This window comes from Pseudarthrobacter arbutini (genome assembly GCF_054510915.1).
This window is the reverse complement of record NZ_JBTNDQ010000004.1, coordinates 122,270-140,042: the sequence shown is the minus strand read 5'-3', so window position 1 is coordinate 140,042 and position 17,773 is coordinate 122,270. Positions and strand designations below refer to the sequence as shown.

At 64.4% G+C, this 17,773-nt stretch carries 16 protein-coding genes and 1 tRNA gene; 4 read left to right on the top strand and 13 right to left on the bottom strand.

Annotated features, from left to right (window positions below; all coding sequences use genetic code 11):
- Positions 1–5 precede the first annotated feature (5 nt).
- Entirely contained in the window at positions 6–890 is an 885-nt protein-coding gene (locus tag ACX80V_RS06320) for a Bax inhibitor-1/YccA family protein (protein ID WP_058929661.1), read from the bottom strand.
- Positions 891–1,378: 488 nt separating this feature from the next.
- Between ACX80V_RS06320 and ACX80V_RS06315 the strand changes: the two genes are divergently transcribed.
- The 4 genes from ACX80V_RS06315 to ACX80V_RS06300 are packed head-to-tail and all read left to right on the top strand — an operon-like array spanning position 1,379 to position 5,444.
- Complete coding sequence (locus tag ACX80V_RS06315) at positions 1,379–2,662, top strand: branched-chain amino acid ABC transporter permease (RefSeq protein WP_485842506.1); 1,284 nt, start codon at positions 1,379–1,381, stop codon at positions 2,660–2,662.
- A 9-nt stretch (positions 2,663–2,671) separates the two neighbouring features.
- Entirely contained in the window at positions 2,672–3,640 is a 969-nt protein-coding gene (locus ACX80V_RS06310) for a branched-chain amino acid ABC transporter permease (RefSeq protein ID WP_485842435.1), read from the top strand.
- Positions 3,637–4,674 (top strand): ABC transporter ATP-binding protein, encoded by a 1,038-nt coding sequence (locus tag ACX80V_RS06305; protein WP_252614995.1) that lies wholly within the window; start codon positions 3,637–3,639, stop codon positions 4,672–4,674. Before ACX80V_RS06310 ends, ACX80V_RS06305 begins: the two co-directional genes overlap by 4 nt.
- The gene (locus ACX80V_RS06300; RefSeq protein ID WP_058929664.1) at positions 4,671–5,444 is read left to right on the top strand and encodes an ABC transporter ATP-binding protein; all 774 of its coding nucleotides are present in this window, start codon (positions 4,671–4,673) and stop codon (positions 5,442–5,444) included. The genes ACX80V_RS06305 and ACX80V_RS06300 overlap by 4 nt, the downstream gene beginning before the upstream one ends.
- Before the next feature lie 192 nt (positions 5,445–5,636).
- Here the strand turns inward: ACX80V_RS06300 and ACX80V_RS06295 are convergent, their stop codons facing one another.
- The 12 genes from ACX80V_RS06295 to ACX80V_RS06240 form a co-directional block, all read right to left on the bottom strand.
- Positions 5,637–6,983, bottom strand: a complete 1,347-nt coding sequence (locus tag ACX80V_RS06295; RefSeq protein ID WP_485842434.1) for an ABC transporter substrate-binding protein — start codon at positions 6,981–6,983, stop codon at positions 5,637–5,639.
- 225 nt (positions 6,984–7,208) lie between these two features.
- Positions 7,209–7,282, bottom strand: a tRNA-Leu gene (locus ACX80V_RS06290).
- Between the two features lie 20 nt (positions 7,283–7,302).
- The gene (locus ACX80V_RS06285) at positions 7,303–8,247 is read right to left on the bottom strand and encodes an N-acetyltransferase (RefSeq protein ID WP_485842433.1); all 945 of its coding nucleotides are present in this window, start codon (positions 8,245–8,247) and stop codon (positions 7,303–7,305) included.
- A 107-nt stretch (positions 8,248–8,354) separates the two neighbouring features.
- Positions 8,355–9,854, bottom strand: coding sequence for an NAD(P)/FAD-dependent oxidoreductase (locus ACX80V_RS06280; RefSeq protein WP_485842432.1), 1,500 nt, complete (start codon positions 9,852–9,854; stop codon positions 8,355–8,357).
- Positions 9,855–9,892: 38 nt separating this feature from the next.
- Positions 9,893–11,266, bottom strand: a complete 1,374-nt coding sequence (locus tag ACX80V_RS06275; protein WP_485842431.1) for a S8 family serine peptidase — start codon at positions 11,264–11,266, stop codon at positions 9,893–9,895.
- A gap of 35 nt (positions 11,267–11,301) precedes the next feature.
- Positions 11,302–12,249, bottom strand: coding sequence for a Ppx/GppA phosphatase family protein (locus tag ACX80V_RS06270; RefSeq protein WP_485842430.1), 948 nt, complete (start codon positions 12,247–12,249; stop codon positions 11,302–11,304).
- The gene (locus tag ACX80V_RS06265) at positions 12,246–12,917 is read right to left on the bottom strand and encodes a DUF501 domain-containing protein (RefSeq protein WP_485842429.1); all 672 of its coding nucleotides are present in this window, start codon (positions 12,915–12,917) and stop codon (positions 12,246–12,248) included. Before ACX80V_RS06265 ends, ACX80V_RS06270 begins: the two co-directional genes overlap by 4 nt.
- A gap of 28 nt (positions 12,918–12,945) precedes the next feature.
- Complete coding sequence (locus ACX80V_RS06260) at positions 12,946–13,611, bottom strand: FtsB family cell division protein (protein ID WP_485842428.1); 666 nt, start codon at positions 13,609–13,611, stop codon at positions 12,946–12,948.
- Between the two features lie 134 nt (positions 13,612–13,745).
- On the bottom strand, positions 13,746–15,026 hold the full coding sequence (eno, locus tag ACX80V_RS06255) for a phosphopyruvate hydratase (RefSeq protein WP_056343550.1): 1,281 nt from the start codon (positions 15,024–15,026) through the stop codon (positions 13,746–13,748).
- A 131-nt stretch (positions 15,027–15,157) separates the two neighbouring features.
- Complete coding sequence (locus ACX80V_RS06250) at positions 15,158–15,820, bottom strand: MazG nucleotide pyrophosphohydrolase domain-containing protein (protein ID WP_485842427.1); 663 nt, start codon at positions 15,818–15,820, stop codon at positions 15,158–15,160.
- Positions 15,798–16,949, bottom strand: coding sequence for an adenosine deaminase (locus ACX80V_RS06245; protein WP_485842426.1), 1,152 nt, complete (start codon positions 16,947–16,949; stop codon positions 15,798–15,800). The genes ACX80V_RS06250 and ACX80V_RS06245 overlap by 23 nt, the downstream gene beginning before the upstream one ends.
- Positions 16,950–16,988: 39 nt before the next feature.
- Positions 16,989–17,717: a DedA family protein gene (locus ACX80V_RS06240; RefSeq protein ID WP_485842425.1), complete on the bottom strand. Its 729-nt coding sequence runs from the start codon at positions 17,715–17,717 to the stop codon at positions 16,989–16,991.
- Positions 17,718–17,773: the final 56 nt, after the last annotated feature.

Genomic DNA, 17,773 nt, shown 5'->3' with positions numbered 1-17,773 from the left:
TGTTGTCAGTCCTCGCCGCGGAGGATGGCCAGGACGCGGATGATCTCCACGTAGAGCCAGACCAGGGTGACCGTCAGGCCGAAGGCCGCGGTCCAGGAGAAGCGCTGCGGTGCGCCGCTCTGCACGCCGGCCTCGATGCTGGTGAAGTCCATGACCAGGGAGAACGCGGCCAGGCCAATGGCCAGGATGCCGATGACAACACCAATGATGCCGCTGCGCAGGCCGAAGGGTTCCGTCGTCATACCCGTCATCATCATGACCAGGTTGACCACGGAGAACAGGCCGTAACCCACCAGGGCGATCATAAAGAACTTCATGGCCTTGGGAGAGGCGCGCACCTTGCCGCTCTTGAACAGGAGCAGCGTCACGGTGAACACGGACAGCGTGCCGATGACGGCCTGCAGGCCGACTCCCGGGTACATCAGATCGAGCACGCGGGTGAGGCCGCCGAGGAACAGGCCTTCGAGCCCGGCATAGGCCAGGATCAGGGCCGGTGAAGGCTGCTTCTTGAACGTGTTGACCAGTGCCAGGACGAAGCCGCCCAGCGCACCGACGATCATCAGGATGCTGGCCAGCCCCATGCTGACGAACAGGGTCACCGCGGCACCGGCCAGCAGGACTCCGAGGCACGCCGCTGTCTTGACGATGACGTCGTCGTAGGTCATCCGGCCGGTGTCCGCGGGACCTGCGGCCGGCTGGTTGTACATCTGGCGCAGCTGCTCATCGGTCATGTTCTGCTGCTGGCCCCAACCATTCTGGGGATCCATGACCTGGCCGGGAGCCCGCTGGCCATACTGTGCCTGTCCGTAGGGTGCCTGCGGGACACGCGGTGCCTGCGTTGCTCCACGGAAATTCTTTCCGTTGAAGATCGGGTTTCCGCCAAGTGCCATTGCTGGTGTCCTCCAAGTAAAGGGTTGAGTCGTGACTTACGAACCACGCTACCAATATCTACGCGCTCACGCCCCAATAAGTTCCCGGTCCATGGCGCCGAAACGCAACCGTGATGGACGGTCGCACGCGCCGCCGGGCCGCGCGTAGGCCAGGCCGCCCCCGGAGGAATACTGCTGATCAACAGAAGTTTCTTTGCGAACACTTTGCCATTGCGCCATGGCTGTAACGCAGTTGTTATGCGATCGCTACCCGACGGCCTCCCCCCAGCCTAAAATTTGCCTCTGACGAGCTGTAACATAAACCACACACGGTGACGGATATCACAATCAGGACCCCAACCTGCAGAAAGCACCACCATCCGTCCCGTGACGTTTGCAGTGGTTGCAATGGCGCATCCCTGGCCACCCCACCCAAGTGGAGGATTTTCATTTTGAGAAGTACACCCAAAGGCTCGCCGCACAGACGGCCGGGCGGATTGCTGAAAGTGATAGGGGCCGTCTTTGCCTCTGTCGTGGCGATACTGCTCGTCGTCGCCCCGGCATCACAAGCCACTTCGCCGTCTCCGACACCATCCCCGTCGATTACGACCTTCCAGAACAACATCAGCGGCTTCCTTCGGGATGACGCGCGCGCCCCCATCGCCGATGTGACCATAACCGCCAGGAGCGGGGACTTCGAAGGGACCGCCACATCCGCGGCCAACGGGTCCTGGAGCATTGGCGTCCCGGTCCAGGGCACTTATGAGATCGAGCTGGACGAATCGACCCTGCCAGAGGGCATCAAGCTCGCGGAAGGCCAGGAAAACCCCCGCAGTGTAACGTTCAGCCAGACCTCCAACCTCTCCGTGATTTTCGCCTTCGGCGAAGGGATCGTTGTCCAGCAACAGGACTTCGGCCAGAACCTCGTCAACCGGCTCATGGCGGGGCTGAGCTTTGGCCTCCTGCTGGCGCTGGCTTCCGTGGGACTTTCCCTGATCTTCGGAACCACAGGCCTGACGAACTTCGCCCATGGGGAAATGGTCACCCTGGGCGCCGTGCTGGTCTTCGCCTTTAACGCTATAGGACTCCCTTTCTGGCTGGCCTTGATCCTTTCGCTCCTCGGCGGCGGCCTCTTCGGCTATATCCAGGACGCCGGGCTCTGGAAGCCGCTTCGCCGCCGCGGAACGGGCCTCGTGCCCATGATGATCGTCAGCATCGGCCTCGCCCTTGCCGTCCGCTATGTCATCCAGTTCTACTTTGGCGGCGCCACGCAGCAACTGCCCTTTGCGCAGAGCGCGGAAATCCAGCTCGGCCCTATATCCATCTCGCCCAACAACCTCTGGTCCCTGATTGTCAGCGCAGTGGTCATTGCCCTGCTGGGGATCGTCCTGCTGAAGACCCGGCTGGGCAAGGCAACCCGGGCGGTGGCCGACAATCCTGCACTGGCCGCCGCTTCCGGCATCGACGTCGACTCGGTCATCCGGATCGTCTGGGTTACCGGCGGCATGCTCGCCTCCCTCGGCGGAATCCTATGGGCCTATTACCGGCCGGGCGTGACCTTCGACATGGGTTCGCAGATCCTGCTGCTCATCTTCGCCGGCGTGACTCTGGGCGGCCTCGGCACCGTCTTCGGCGCCCTCATCGGGTCCATCATCGTCGGCATCTTCGTAGAGCTGACCACCGTTTTCGGCCTCGCTGCCGACCTCAAGTATGTGGGAGCACTGTTCATCATGATTGTTGTCCTCTTGTTCCGGCCCCAGGGCATCCTGGGCCGTCGCGAGCGCGTGGGTTAGGAGACAGCCATGGATTTCGGATTCATTTTCTCCAGCGCTGCCAGCGAACTCTTCAGCCCGACCACCGCGGCCTATGCCCTTGCGGCTCTCGGACTGGCAGTCCACTTCGGCTACTCCGGCCTGCTGAACTTTGGCCAGGCCGGCTTTATGGCGGTGGGCGCCTACGGCTTCGCCATCTCGACGCTCACCTTTGGCGTGCCCTTCTTTGTGGGACTGGTCATCGCCATGATCTGCTCGGCCATCTTCGCGATGCTCCTGGGCATACCGACCCTGCGGCTACGCGCGGACTACCTGGCTATCGTCACGATCGCAGCCGCGGAAATCGTCCGCTATATTGTCACGACCAACCAGCTGACCGCCGTGACCGGTTCGGCCAACGGCCTGGCCGCCTTCGAAGGCGGGTTCTACGCAATGAACCCGTTTCCGGCGGGTTCGTACATGGGCATGAATAACCGGGACTTCTTCATCCGGATCGTCGGCTGGGGCCTCGTCATCATCTGCTGCACCCTGGTGTGGCTGCTGATGAGGAGCCCGTGGGGCCGCGTACTCAAGGGCATCCGCGAGGACGAAAACGCGGTCCGGTCCCTCGGCAAGAACGTGTACGCCTACAAGATGCAGGCCCTCATCATCGGTGGCGTGCTCGGCGCCCTGGCGGGCATGATCTTTACGCTCCCCCGCGGCGCGGTCCAGCCGGCCAACTACGGCACCGAACTGACGTTCTTCCTTTACACCTGCCTGCTGCTCGGCGGACTCGGCACGGTGCTGGGACCCGTCATCGGCGCAATGATCTTCTGGGTAGTGCTGTCCCTCACACAGGGCATCCTGTACGGCCTGATCGAATCCGGCGCCGTCACCTGGCTGAACACTGTCCAGGCCGGCCAGCTGCGTTACATCCTTGTGGGTGTCGCACTGATGCTGCTGATGATCTTCAGGCCCCAGGGCGTCTTCGGTAACAAGAAGGAGCTGGCGTTCGCATGAGCACGCATAGCGAAGAACCCCGTCCGTCGGAGAAAATTGACTACATGACGGACACGCGTCCGATTGCCGCCGGGGACACTGCTCCCGGCTGCAAGAAGCGCGATCCGATCGTGGTGGCGGCAAACGTCACCCGCAGCTTCGGCGGCATCAACGCCGTCGACGTCGAATACCTGGAGATCCCGCGGCACAAGATCACAGCGCTGATCGGCCCGAACGGTGCAGGTAAGACCACCCTCTTCAATCTGCTGACCGGATTCGATATGCCGAACTCCGGCAAATGGGAGTTCGAAGGCAATAGCCTTGCCGGGGTTTCACCCTACAAAGTGGCACGAATGGGGATGGTGAGGACCTTCCAGCTGACCAAGGTCATGGGCAAGCTCACCGTCATGGAGAACATGCGGCTCGGTGGCTCGGAACAGCCCGGTGAGCGCCTCTCCAAGGCCCTGTTCAAGGGCCTCTGGGGCGGTCGGGAAAAGGAGATCACTGCCCAGGCGAACGTCCTGCTTGAGAAGTTCAAGCTGGACGCCAAGAAGGACGACTACGCTGCCTCGCTTTCCGGAGGCCAGCGGAAACTCCTGGAAATGGCACGTTCGCTGATGGTCAGGCCCAAGCTGGTCATGCTGGACGAGCCCATGGCAGGCGTCAACCCGGCGCTGACCCAGTCCCTCCTGGACCACATCAAGAACCTCAAGGCTGAAGGCATGACCGTGCTTTTCGTGGAGCACGACATGAACATGGTGCGCCATATTGCCGACTGGGTGGTGGTGATGGCGGAAGGAAAGATCGTCGCCGAGGGCCCTCCTGGCGAAGTCATGAAGAATCCCGCCGTCATCGACGCTTACCTGGGAGCCCATCACGACGTGGACCTTGGCGACACCGAGGGCATCAAGGAACTTGCAGCCGAGCTGGAAGCCGATGAGGAGTCAATTGTCGGTACTGAGAACGCGGGCATCATCGCCATCGATGTGCTCGAGCAGGAGCTCGAGGAGAATCGTGCGGAAGAACAACGTCGCAGAGAAAAGGACACAGAATGAGCGCCACGAGTGCGGCTCCCGCTGCCGGTAGCGCGGCAACCGACGATTCGGTCGTCAAGGTAACAAACCTCGTTGCCGGCTACCTTCCCGGTGTGAATATCCTCAACGGTTGCAATATCGAGGCTCGCAAGGGCGAACTGATCGGCATCATCGGTCCCAACGGCGCTGGTAAATCGACTCTGCTCAAGGCGATGTTCGGTCTGGTGAAAGTCCATTCGGGCACCGTTGTGGTGCGTGGCCAGGACATCACCGGTTTGAAAGCCAACAAGTTGGTCACCATGGGCGTGGGATTCGTCCCGCAGAACAACAACGTGTTCGCCACGCTGACGATCGAGGAGAACATGCAGATGGGCATGTTCCAGCGGCCCAAAGACTTCGCCGAGCGGTTTGATTTTGTGACCAGCCTGTTTCCTGAGCTCGGCAAGCGCCGGGCCCAGCGGGCTGGGTCGCTCTCCGGCGGCGAACGTCAGATGGTGGCCATGGGACGCGCGCTGATGATGGAGCCCGCCGTCCTGCTCCTTGATGAGCCCTCCGCAGGCCTCTCCCCTGTCAAGCAGGACGAAACCTTCCTGCGGGTGCACGAGATCAACCGGGCAGGCGTCTCGGTGATCATGGTGGAACAGAATGCCCGCCGTTGCCTCCAGATCTGCGACCGCGCCTATGTGCTTGACCAAGGAAGGGACGCTTACACCGGAACCGGGCGGGAACTGATGAAGGACCCCAAGGTGATCCAGCTCTATCTGGGTACGCTGGCTGACACCGTCGACTAGCGGTTCAGGCAGTAGCTCCCAGAAGGGCCGTCACCAGCCGGTGGCGGCCCTTCTGCGTGCCTGGCGTAGTTCCCCGGCGCGTTGGTACCGTCCGAGCGCCTCCGCAACCACTTGCTCGGGCGCCTGCGCTCGTCCCTCCACGCAAAAGACCCCCGTCCGGTGTGGACGGGGGTCTTTATGCAGGAAGCGGCTTTACAGCTTGCCGAATTCTTCCTTGGACGGCGCGTACTTGTTGTCGTCCTGGTACTCGTAGATGCCAATGTAGGCTTCCGTCGGGTCGCCGGCGTCGGAGAACGTCACCGGACCTGACTGGCCGTCGTAGTCGATGTCCTTGCCGTTGCGGAGCAGCGTGACGCAGGAGGCGAAGTCGCTGCACTTCTCACCCGACTCCGAGACTGCCTTGAGCTGCTTGGCAATCTCAACGCCGCTGGTGCTCTTGGCGGCCTCAGTGGCAAGGGCGATCAGGTTCACAGCATCGTAGGATTCACCTGCGTAGCTGTAGTCCTTCAGGGCCGGATCAATCGCAAGCAGTTTCTGCTTGAACGCTTCCTTGGCGAACGTGCCAGGGATGGTTCCCTGGGCGCCCTTCAGGGTCCCGGCCTGGAAGTCCTTGCTGTAGTCGGAAGTGTTGCCGTCCACAAGGAACATCTGGGTGGGCTTGACACCCTTGCCCGTCATCAGCGGCACGATGCTCTTGGCCTGGTCAAAGGTGATCAGGGCAATCGCGTCGGGCTTGGCCGCAATGACCTTGTCCACCTGGCTGCTGAACTGGGAGTCGCCCTCGTTGAAGAGCTCCTCCGCAACCACCTTGCCGCCGGCCGCTTCGAAGGCGGACTTGACGTTGCCGGCAAGGCCGGTTCCGTAGGCGTCGTTGAGCACGATCATGCCCACAGTCTGTGCACCACAGGTGGCCATGTAGTTGCCCAGGACCTTACCCTGCAGCACATCTGAAGGCGCAGTACGCCAGTAGAGGCCCTTGTCATCCCAGGTAGTGAAATCCGGGGAGGTGTTGGCGGGCGAGAACTGGATGACACCGGCACCGGTGATCTGGTTGATGACCGTCTTGGAGACACCCGAAGACGCGGCACCGATGATGGCGCTGACGCCCTGGCCGAGGAGCGCGCTGGTGGACTGCGTGGCGATATCTGTCTTGGTGTCGCCGGAGTCACGGTGGATCACTTCCACAGGCTTGCCCAGGACACCCCCGGCATCATTAACTTCCTTGATGCCAAGATTCACACCCGCGATTTCGGGCGGCCCGAGGAAGGCCAGGGAGCCGGTGGTGGGGAGCAGGGAACCCAGCTTGAGCGGCGTTTCCGTGACGGTGGTTGCAGGCGGAACTGCGCCTCCAGCGCCTGCCTTTGCTGTGCTTCCGGGAGCCGCGCCGGGAGCGGGGCAGGAGATCCCAGATGCTGACGTGGTGGTTTCTGTCGAGCTCGGGGTGGAGGTACCACCACAGGCTGTAACCAGAAAGGCGACGCCGACGCTAAGCGCTGTGAGCTTAGCAAGACGGGGTGCCGCCGGGGAAAGTGAAATCATTGACAATCTCCTGGATCGAAAGGTGCGAACGGCCTTTGACGCGGATGATCAGGTGTTCCTGATTTAACTTCAAGCTAATGCATATCTTCGGCGGATATAAGTGACTGAGGTCACATCCTTATAACAGTCGTTGCATATGCGAAATCAATGAACGGGAAAGGTCTGTTGAGGTCACGCGGGAGGCGCGGAAGGGCGCGTCAGGAGGAACTCCCTAGGGAGAATTTGTACCCCAGGTGGGACTCGAACCCACAACACGCGGATTTTAAGTCCGCTGCCTCTGCCAATTGGGCTACTGGGGCGCCCGGTCAATGGTATCCCGTCATTCGCCCGCAAGCGGTCCGGCGTACCGGAACGTTCCGTGGACCCCGCCGGGCCAGACCGCCAGCGGGAGCAGCTGGAAGTGGTCCCCCCAGGCTGCGTCGGGAGGGAGGACGCCGAAGGACGCAGCCGGGACAAAGCCGAAGCGCGGGTAGTAATCGGTGCTGCCCAGCAACGCAATCCCGCCCTCCCCCGCCGCGTTGGCCCGGGCAATGGTGTCGTTCATGAGGGCAGTGCCGATCCCATGGCGCTGCAGCCTTGGTGTCACACCGATGGGCCCGAGCCCCAGCAACCCGTAGTCGCCCACCCAGCCCCGTGTGCTGATCACATGGCCGACTATCTCGTCGTCGAGCACCGCCACCACGCTGAACTCGGGCAGGTAGTCCTCGCACTCGAAGAGCCGGCGGAGCACGTCCACCTCGTCGGGCTCCCCGTCCACCGGCAGGCCCGTGACCGGGGAGACCGCGAACGCCTCGCCCGTCAACGCGAGGATCTTGTCCCTGTCCGCAGCCGTCTCGTTCCTGAGCAGCAGCTCGGGCCGCGGCACGTGCCGGCTGGCCGCTGACAGCTCAGCTAGGGCTTCGACGGCGCGTGGTGTGTCCGCCACCGGCACCAGCAGGTGGTCGTGGTGGAAGCCGGCCAGCACGTTGCAGCTGATCCTGGCGTCGGTCAGGGCCTTCCCGACGGCGGCGGTCAGGCCAACAGCCTCCAGCGCAGAGTGCACTTCCAGGGTGATCCAGGCCGCCACAAAGTCGTAGTGCAGCCCCAGGCTGTCTGCCCTTTCCCGCGGCAGGACGACCGTCAGGCCCTCGGCCTCACGGACGGCAGCTTCGATGCCGGGCTCGAGCGGCCTGCCATGCGGCCACAGGACGTAGACGTACTCCCCCTCCCGCAGTACCGGTTTCAGTGTTGCCAGCAGGGTCTGGAGGTTCTTTTCGCCAGTCATGCTGCCAGTCTAGGAGGGACACCAGGCGGGAAGCGCCAAAACGGCGGCTATCCCGCAAGGGGACAGCCGCCGTCGGGCGTTACAAATGCTGCGTCAGGATGCCAGCGTTACTTGGCGTCCGCGGTGACCGACTGCTTGGCGTCCAAGCTGGTGGCCTCGGCGGAGCCGGGCTTTGCTGCTCCGGCGGATGCCTCCGGCGCGCTGGCCGCCGGGGCAGGAGCAGCCGCAGCTGGCTTGGGAGCCGGTGTGGCAGCGGCCACGAAGGCACCGCGAGGGTTATCGAGGTCGATCAGCTGGGTGGTGTCGCGGCCCATAAAGAACGCGAGGATCCAACCCATGATGACGCGGACCTTGCGCTCCATGGTGGGCATGGCCATACCGTGGTAGCCGCGGTGTGCCAGCCAGGCGAGCGGGCCCTTGAGGCCGATGCGGCCCAGGATGTTGATGTTGGCAACACCCTTCCACTCGCCGAAGCCAGCCACAGCACCCAGGTTCTTGTGCTTGTAGTCCTTCAGCGGCTTGTCCCAGCGCGAAGCCCACAGGTTCTTGGCGAGGCGCTTGGCCTGGCGAAGTGCGTGCTGGGCGTTCGGGACGCAGGTGCCGTCCGGCAGGCCGCTGCCCGTGAGGTCCGGCACGGCGGCGATGTCGCCGGCGGCCCAGGCGTTGTCAATGATGCCTTCATCACCGGCGATGCGGAGGTCCGGCAGAACGCGGACGCGGCCGCGGGGTTCCAGCGGGAAGTCGGAGGAGCGGATCATCGGGTTGGCCTGCACGCCGGCAGTCCAGACGAGCGTGTCGGCTTCGAATTCCTGGGCGAGGGACTTGTCCGGGAGGTTGATGAGCTTCAGGGAGCCCTCAGCGCTGTCCAGGGAGGTGTTCAGCAGGACCTCGATGCCGCGGCTGCGGAGGTGCTCCACAACCCATTCGGCCTGCGGTGCCGTGACCTCGGGCATGATGCGGCCCATGGCTTCAACCAGGACGAAGCGTACTTCTTCCTGGCGGATGCGGGGGTTGTTCTTGACCGCGGCGCGGGCCAGGTCTTCCATTTCGGTGATGCACTCGATGCCGGCGAAGCCGCCACCGACAACCACGAATGTCAGTGCCTTGGCACGGGCAGCGGGGTCCGCGATGGTGGACGCGGCCTCGAGGCGCTCCAGCACCTTGTTGCGAAGGGCCACAGCCTCTTCGATGGTCTTCAGGCCGATGCCCTTGTCCGCCAGGCCCTTGATGGGGAACGTGCGGGTGATGGCGCCTGCGGCCACCACAATGTCGAAGTAGGGGATCTCGATGTGCTCTCCGCCGTCCGCGGGCGCCACGACGGCGGTGCGGTTGGCGTGGTCGATCGAGGTGACGCTGCCCTGGATGAGTTCAGTCTGCTTCAGGTGCTGGCGGTGCGAGACCACTGCGTGGCGGGCCTCGATGTTGCCGCCGGCCACTTCGGGCAGGAAGGGCTGGTAAGTCATGTAGGGCAGTGGATCCACGAGGGTGACGATGCCACCGGCATTCGCGATCTTCTTCTGCAGTTTGAGTGCTACGTACAGGCCGACGTACCCGCCGCCGACGACGAGTACCCTGGGACGGTCCTGGAGCTCTGGGGTGGTTGCCATGATTTAAGGATACAACAGTTTGTGAAAATCTTCACTAACTACGTTTTGCCGCCTGAATCAACGGTTTGGAACGCGCCGGTATCGGGTTCCTCGCGCGCCGCTCCGGGGTTTCGGGCAGCCCTCCGCAGCTGGAAGGCGGCTGCCCCGATGATCACCACAAAGAGGATCACCGAACCGATCACGACGGCGGCGCCAACGGCACTGTCACGCTGTGAGGGCGCCTCGGCCGCGGGCACAGCGGGCTCGGGCAGCGTGGGAACGGCACTGGCCACTTCGTCGGTGGGCACCGGTGCCGGCGCACCAAGGTTGCCGCGGCGGTGCACGCGGATCCAGTCCGAGATGGAGCCGAGCGGGTTGGCGGCGGCTTCCGGGACGGAGTCCTTCAGGGCGGCCTCGGCGTTCAGCACGCCAAAGCCGTACAGCGGGTCTTTTCCGGCAGGACCGGCATCCTTGGCCGTGCTGACGATCCGGTTGATGACCTGCTTGGCGCTCATCTCCGGCCACTTGGAACGGATGAGTGCGGCCACACCGGCAACGATCGGGGCAGCTCCGGACGTTCCCGCCCATTCTGCGTAGCCGCCGCCGGGCAGCCCGCCCAGCAGGTTTTCAGCCGGGGCCGCCACACCGATGCTGATCCCCTGGGAGGACGAGTCGACGCTCGCTGTGCCCTTGCGGTCCAGGCCGGCGACCGTGAGGACGCCGGGAATGGTGGCGGGAGCCCCGACCTGGAGGTTGCCGCCTATCCGGTTTCCGGCGGCGGCCACGATCACCACATCCTTCTGTTCGGCATAGAGGAAGGCAGCGTCCCAGCTCTGGGGCCACTGCGGCGTGGCGCTGCCCAGCGAAATGTTAATGACTTTGGCCCCGTTGTCCACGGCCCAACGGACCGCTTCGGGGATCTGGTCCTGATCGCTCTTGCCCGCGGGGTTGGCCGATCCCAGCCACGTTGACACGGACAGGATCTCAGCTTCGGGAGCCACGCCAATCATGCCGTCCGGTCCGGCGGCAGCCGGGCCGGGACCGGGCGAAGCGGAGGCGCCGGCGGGCTGGTGTCCGCGGCCGGCCAGGATGGTGGCTACCAGGGTCCCGTGTTCCGGCTTGACGCCCAGGCTTTTCTGCCCGTTGGGGCTGCCGGCCCCGGACGCGTCGAAGCCTCCGGTGACGGCGCCCTTCAGGTCAGGGTGCTGGGCATCCACGCCGCTGTCGATCACCGCGATCTTGACTCCGGCGCCCTTGGAAACTTCCCAGGCCTTCGTAATTCCGGCTTCGCCAAGCCAGTACTGCTTGTCCCGTTCAGCGTCGGCCATGGCCGCGGGCGCCAGGGTCAGTCCTGCGGCCAGACTGACGCCTGCAAGGGTCATCGCCAGGAGAGCTGACGCGGCCCGGCGGAACCGTGCTGTTGCTCTGGTCATGTGGGTTCCCATGCTTGGTTTGGCTGAAGGCCTGGTTAGTGGATGCTCAGGGCAATTCCGTCAAGAATATCGTGTTCACTGGCCGTGGCCGTGACGATCCGGCCCGCGGTGAGTTCATTCAGCCGCTCCAGGATGCGCCGCCACACCAGCCCGCCGGCACCCATTACGTCGACGCGGCCGGGGTGCATGTACGCCAGTTCCGCACGTTCTCGCCTGGTCATGTGGAGGAGGTCTGTGGCGGCTTCGGTGATGGTGCCGATGGACAATTCCGTCCCGTGGATCGCCGCCGGCGAATACTCCGGAAGCCGCAGGGCATGGGCGGTGATGGTGGTGATCGAGCCGGCCACCCCGACGACGGCTGTGGCGCGTTCCAGCGGAACGTCCAGCCCCGCCCGGGCGATGGCGGCGTCGATGTCGGCTTCCGCGGCGGCGATCTGCTCCGCCGTGGGCGGATCGTCCTGCAGGTGCCGTTCGGTCAGGCGGACGCAGCCGACATCCACGGACTTGGCGGCGGTGACACCGCCGGCGGTACCGAGGACGAACTCCGTGCTGCCGCCGCCGAGGTCCACCACCAGCACCTGCTCGCCGTCAAGGATGGGCAGCACGCTGCTGGCCCCGGCGAAGGACAGGGCAGCTTCTTCATCGCCCGAGATAACCTCAGGCTCAACGCCCAGCAGTTCCTGGATCCCGTCCACAAAGACCTGGCGGTTGCGCGCGTCCCGGCTGGCCGAGGTTGCCACAAAACGGATGGACTCGGCGCCGTGCTCGCGGATCATGGCTGCGTAATCCTTTGTGGCCGCGAAGGTGCGCTCCAGTGCCTCAGGGGCGAGTTCACCGGTGGCGTCCACGCCCTGGCCCAGCCGGACAACCCGCATTTCGCGGACAACGTCGGTGAGCTTCGCTGTCCCGTTGCTGCGGTCGATGTCAGCGATGAGCAGGCGGAGCGAGTTCGTACCGCAGTCGATGGCGGCGACGCGGGTCATGCCCCTGCCCCGTCAGCGCTTGCTGTCTTGCGGACCGGAGCGGGCCGGCCCACGATCTCCGGCAGGCCCTGGGGTCCGTGGCGGCTGAGATCCTTTGACGGGGCCTCCCCTGCGGTGTCCCAGGCGCCGTCGCAGTAGCAGCGGTCCGTTGTCCACCATTCACTGATGCCGGCAATGGCCTCATCCCCCAGCGGGTTCACGCCGGGACCTGCCGCGAGGGAATGGCCCACCAGGACGTGGAGGCATTTGACCCGGGTGGGCATGCCACCGGCGGAGATGCCGTCAATCTCCGGGACGGCGCCGATGCCGGAACGCTGGCCGATCGCCGCGCGGGCTGCGAGATAGTCCTCGTGCGCTGCACGGTAGGCGGCCGCGAGGGGCTCATCGGCGCTCAGGCGTTCATTCATGTCGTTCATCAGCCCGGCAGCTTCCAGCCGGGAAACCGCCGAAGTGATGACGGGGTGCGTCAGATAGAACGTGGTGGGAAACGGCGTCCCGTTGCTCAGCCGCGGCGCGGTGGCGGCGACGAGCGGGTTGCCACAGACGCAGCGCGCCGGGATTTCCACCACATCGCGCACCGGCCGTCCCAACTGCCTGCTGAGTACTTCAAGATCGTGTGCTGATGGCTGGCGGGACTTCTCCGGCGCAGTCGCCGTGTTTTCTTCCACTGGCGCGGGCCATCCTTCCTCTAGCTGTTCAGTCTGTGGCCGCACGCCTGATGGACTCCCACAGGGAATCCACCCACGGCAGATCGGCGGGGTCTTGTGCTGCTGTGGCGGTCAGGCTACTGCTTGTTCCGGCCGGCAGATCGCCACCGAAGACCCAGTAGCCGGATTCACCCGGCATAACCATGTTAATGCGGTCGCGGGCCTGCTGTTTCACGTAGTTCGGATCCTGCCACCGTGATATCTGCTGCCGCAGGCCGTCCTGCTCGGCCTGGCGGGCGGCAATATCGGCGCTGAGGGCGGCGAGCTCGGCCCGTTTGTCGAAGAAGATCTTCACGGTGGGTGCCAGCATGATGGTGATGGCAATCATGACCACCGCCAGTGCCAGCATGCGGCCGGAGAACGCCTTGGCGGGCACCGGCTGGCTGTCATCCTGCGTGGTGTCAGCCTTCCGTGTCTTGCCCGCGGTGTTTCCGCTGTGGCCGCTCCCCTGCCCTTTGCTTGCCGGGAGCCTGGTGTCCGATGCGGATGTTCCGGCGCTGAACGCCGGGCCGGTTTTGCCCTTGCTCCCGCCCTTTGCGCTGCTGGCTGTACCGCCAAAATCGGCGCGGATGACGCCGGCGTCTTCAGTGGCTGGGTCCGTGGTGGCCTGATGCCTAGAAGCGGCTTTGGGAACTTTGGGACGGCGGGTGGCCATGACACTCCTGAAACGTGCGGCCTGCCTCTGGCCGCAACTCTGCGCTTGATGCCGGCTCAATCAATGCCGGCTAAACAAAAACCGGTGGCTATGGTCTTTCAACCATAGCCACCGGTCAGAGGTTTACGCGGCTACTAGCCCTTGAAACGCGGGAAAGCGCTGCGGCCGGCGTAGCGTGCGGCGTCGTCGAGTTCTTCTTCGATGCGCAGGAGCTGGTTGTACTTGGCAACGCGCTCCGAGCGTGCCGGGGCACCCGTCTTGATCTGGCCGGCGTTGGTGGCCACCGAGATGTCGGCGATGGTGGTGTCCTCGGTCTCGCCGGAGCGGTGCGAGGTGATGGTGGTGTAACCGGCGCGCTGGGCCAGGCTGACGGCGTCCAGCGTTTCGGTCAGTGAACCGATCTGGTTGACCTTGACCAGCAGCGAGTTGGCGGTCTTGGTGTCGATGCCGCGCTGCAGGATGGCCGGGTTGGTGACGAAGAGGTCATCGCCGACGAGCTGGACCTTGTCACCGATGCTGTCGGTGAGGGTCTTCCAGCCGTCCCAGTCGTTCTCATCCAGGGGATCCTCGATGGAAACCAGCGGGTAGTCGGCCACGAGCTCGGCGTAGTAGGCGCTCATCTCGGTGGCGGACAGTGCCTTGCCCTCGAACTGGTAGGCGCCGTCCTTGAAGAACTCGGAGGAGGCGACGTCCAGTGCCAGGGCGATGTCCTTGCCCGGGGTGTAGCCGGCGTTCGTGATGGCTTCCTGGATCAGGTCCAGCGCAGCACGGTTGGACGGCAGGTTAGGCGCGAAGCCACCTTCGTCACCCAGGCCGGTGGACAGGCCCTTGGCCTGCAGTACGGACTTGAGGTTGTGGTAGACCTCGACGCCCCAGCGGAGGCCCTCGGAGAAGGTCTCGGCGCCGATCGGGACGATCATGAATTCCTGGATGTCCACGTCGGAGTCGGCGTGCGAGCCACCGTTGAGGATGTTCATCAGCGGAACCGGCAGGACGTGCGCGTTGGGGCCGCCCAGGTACTTGTACAGCGGCAGGTCTGCGGAGGCGGCAGCGGCGTTGGCAACGGCCAGCGAAACGCCCAGGATGGCGTTGGCGCCGAGCTTGGCCTTGTTGGGGGTGCCGTCCAGGTCGATCATGGCCTGGTCGATGCTGCGCTGGTCGGTGGCGTCGAAGCCGGTCAGTGCCGGAGCGATCTGGTCGATGACAGCGTCAACGGCCTTCTGGACACCCTTGCCGAGGTAACGTCCCTTGTCTCCGTCACGGAGCTCAACAGCCTCGTGCTCTCCGGTGGAGGCTCCGGAGGGTACTGCCGCGCGGCCGATCTGGCCATCGGAGAGCAGTACTTCAACTTCTACGGTCGGGTTTCCGCGGGAATCGAGGATTTCGCGGGCGTGGATGGCATCGATAAGCGCCATGGATGTGCTCCTTATGGGCGATTTTGGGGGAACGAACAGCTGGAAAAAGCGTTAAATCTGGGACGTCCTCGTCAGGACCAAGCCTAGTCGAGAGTGGTGCAGGTTACGGAACCCTATCCATCACCCGGACGTCATGATGGCGACGCGAACTGCCGCCGGATGGCGCCCCGAAGGGCACGTTCGGCGTCGAATCCCCTGGCACGTGCGGAGCCGACGACGGCGAGCAGCAGGTCGCCGAGCTCCTCCTCAGACGTTGCGGTTTCGACTTCCGGGGTTTCGGCAAGCTCAACCACCGCTCCGGCGCGTACGGCCCGGTCAAGGAACTTCTGCGCCTTCGCCAGTGCCGGCAGTGCGTCCGGGATGCCTTCAAAAGGCCCCGTTCGCTCCGGACGTTCCGCAGTCTTCACGGCGTCCCACTTCCGGACAATCTCCGCCACCGAGGCAGGGAACGCGTCCTGCAGCGTGCCGTCGGGCCGGAAGACATGGGGATTGCGGCGGACCATTTTGGCACTCAGCCCGCGAGCGACGTCGTCGAACGTGAACGTGCCGCGCTCCTCGGCGAGCCGGGCGTGCAGCACCACTTGAAGCAGCACATCGCCCAGTTCGCCGCGAAGCTCCACGTCATCCGCGCCGGTCTCGATGGTCTCGGCAACCTCGAAGGCCTCCTCCAGGAGGTATTCCACCAGCGAGGCATGGGTGAGGGCGCCCATCCACGGGCAGTGCTCCCGCAGCTGGGCCACGACAACGACCAGCCGATCGATGGGAGCGTGCTCAGCCAAGGTTGTCGTAGGCATCGTTGATGTACTCCACCAACGCTTCCTTCTCTTCAAGCGGCAGGAAGGAGGCCTCGGCAGCGTTCAGCGTGAGCTCCAGCAGATCGTCGAGGTCGTAGTCGAAGGTTTCCACGAGGAGCTCGAACTCGTCCGTCAGGGTGACGCCGCTCATCAGCCTGTTGTCGGTGTTGATGGTGACGTTGAAGCCCAGCTGGTACAGCATGTCCAGCGGGTGGCTCTCGATGCCCTCGCCGAATCCGGCGATCGCTCCGGTCTGGAGGTTCGATGACGGGCAGATCTCCAGGGCGATGCCCCGGTCGCGGACCCAGCTGGACAGATCGCCCAGCGTGACCAGGCCGATGCTGTCCTCGTCGCTCACGGTGCTGTCTTCGTCTTCGTCGTCGAACTCCACCATGATGTCCTCGGCGATCCGGACGCCGTGGCCCAGGCGCAGTGCCCGGCCGTCAACGAGGGCGGACTGGATGCTTTCGAGTCCGGCGGCCTCGCCGGCGTGCACCGTCGCGGGGAAGTTGTTCTCGGCGAGGTAGGTGAAGGCATCCTTGAACCGGGACGGGAGGAAGCCGTCTTCAGCTCCGGCGATGTCAAAGCCCACAGCGCCCTTGTTGCGGTGGCGGACAGCGAGTTCGGCGATTTCCTGGCCACGGTCTGCGTGGCGCATGGCGGTGATCAGCTGACCCACCTGGATTTCGCGGCCGCTTTCAGTCACGGCGTCCACGCCGGCTTCGAGACCTTCCTGGACGGCTTCAACAACTTCGTCCAGGGACAGGCCCTTCTGGAGGTGCTGCTCCGGTGCCCAGCGCACTTCGCCGTACACCACGCCGTCGTCCGCGAGGTCTTCCACGAATTCCTTGGCGACGCGGATGAGGCCTACCTTGGTCTGCATCACGGCGACCGTGTGGTCGAACGTCTCCAGGTAGCGGACCAGCGAGCCCGAGTCCGCGGACTCGCGGAACCACTCGCCCAGGGCCACCGGGTCGGTGGAGGGTAGCGTGTGGCCAACGGCCTCGGCCAGTTCGATGATGGTGGCTGGACGGAGACCACCGTCCAGGTGGTCGTGGAGCGAAACCTTAGGCAGGCTCTTCAGGTCGAAATCGATGGCAGGGGCAGCGTCAACAATAGGCTCAGTCACCATCCAACCTTAGGGTCGGCAGGCGGCTTATGCCAGCCGCTACTGTCCGCGCTGCTCCGCCTCGGCCGGGGAGGGCGCCAGCAGCGACGAAGCCGCGGTATGCGCGGGCAGGGAACCTTCCGGGCCGCCGTCGAGCCATTCATCCACAGTTTCGGCGTCATTGCGGGCCAGGTGCTTGTGCCACCAGCGCAGGAGGTGGTCGATCAGGATGCCCAGCACGATCGCGAACACCACGGCAATGCCTGCGCTGAGCAGCGGGTTGTGGTGGAGCCAGGGGAACGAACTGGCCAGGATCCCGATGCCGACGGAGTACCCCACCCACGTGATGCAGGCGAAGGCATCCAGCAGGAAGAACCGGCGGTGCGCGAAGCCGGTACTGCCGGCCACATAGTTGACCGCCACCCGGCCCCAGGGAATATAGCGCGCCGTGAAGATCAGGACGGCGCCGCGTTTTTCGAGTTCATACCGTGCCCAGCCGAAGGCCTTCTGCACTTTGGGACGCCGCATCCACTTCCAGCGGTTGAGGCCGATCCTGCGGCCGAGCATAAAGGCCATGTTGTCACCGGCGATGGCACCGACCAGAGCAGTCGCGCCCAGGATCCAGAGATTCGGTTCACCGCTGTGCCGGGAAAACGCGGCCAACGCCACAATCAGCGTCTCGCTGGGGACCACCATGGCAAAGCCGTCGATGAAGAAGAACACAAGAAGGACCGGGTAGATCCACCATTGGCCCGCTGCATGGAGCACGGCCTCATTAATAAACTCCACGCGGGTCTTGCTCCTAGACGAAATGATGCAGCCGGAAGTGACGTAAGTCGCTCTTC

What these genes read in the sequence shown, in the direction of transcription:
- ACX80V_RS06320 (WP_058929661.1), bottom strand. Translation starts at nt 890, where the DNA reads ATGGCACTTGGCGGAAACCCGATCTTCAACGGAAAGAATTTCCGTGGA.
- ACX80V_RS06310 (WP_485842435.1), top strand. Translation starts at nt 2,672, where the DNA reads ATGGATTTCGGATTCATTTTCTCCAGCGCTGCCAGCGAACTCTTCAGC.
- ACX80V_RS06305 (WP_252614995.1), top strand. Translation starts at nt 3,637, where the DNA reads ATGAGCACGCATAGCGAAGAACCCCGTCCGTCGGAGAAAATTGACTAC.
- ACX80V_RS06300 (WP_058929664.1), top strand. Translation starts at nt 4,671, where the DNA reads ATGAGCGCCACGAGTGCGGCTCCCGCTGCCGGTAGCGCGGCAACCGAC.
- ACX80V_RS06295 (WP_485842434.1), bottom strand. Translation starts at nt 6,983, where the DNA reads ATGATTTCACTTTCCCCGGCGGCACCCCGTCTTGCTAAGCTCACAGCG.
- ACX80V_RS06285 (WP_485842433.1), bottom strand. Translation starts at nt 8,247, where the DNA reads ATGACTGGCGAAAAGAACCTCCAGACCCTGCTGGCAACACTGAAACCG.
- ACX80V_RS06280 (WP_485842432.1), bottom strand. Translation starts at nt 9,854, where the DNA reads ATGGCAACCACCCCAGAGCTCCAGGACCGTCCCAGGGTACTCGTCGTC.
- ACX80V_RS06275 (WP_485842431.1), bottom strand. Translation starts at nt 11,266, where the DNA reads ATGACCAGAGCAACAGCACGGTTCCGCCGGGCCGCGTCAGCTCTCCTG.
- ACX80V_RS06270 (WP_485842430.1), bottom strand. Translation starts at nt 12,249, where the DNA reads ATGACCCGCGTCGCCGCCATCGACTGCGGTACGAACTCGCTCCGCCTG.
- ACX80V_RS06260 (WP_485842428.1), bottom strand. Translation starts at nt 13,611, where the DNA reads ATGGCCACCCGCCGTCCCAAAGTTCCCAAAGCCGCTTCTAGGCATCAG.
- eno (WP_056343550.1), bottom strand. Translation starts at nt 15,026, where the DNA reads ATGGCGCTTATCGATGCCATCCACGCCCGCGAAATCCTCGATTCCCGC.
- ACX80V_RS06250 (WP_485842427.1), bottom strand. Translation starts at nt 15,820, where the DNA reads ATGCCTACGACAACCTTGGCTGAGCACGCTCCCATCGATCGGCTGGTC.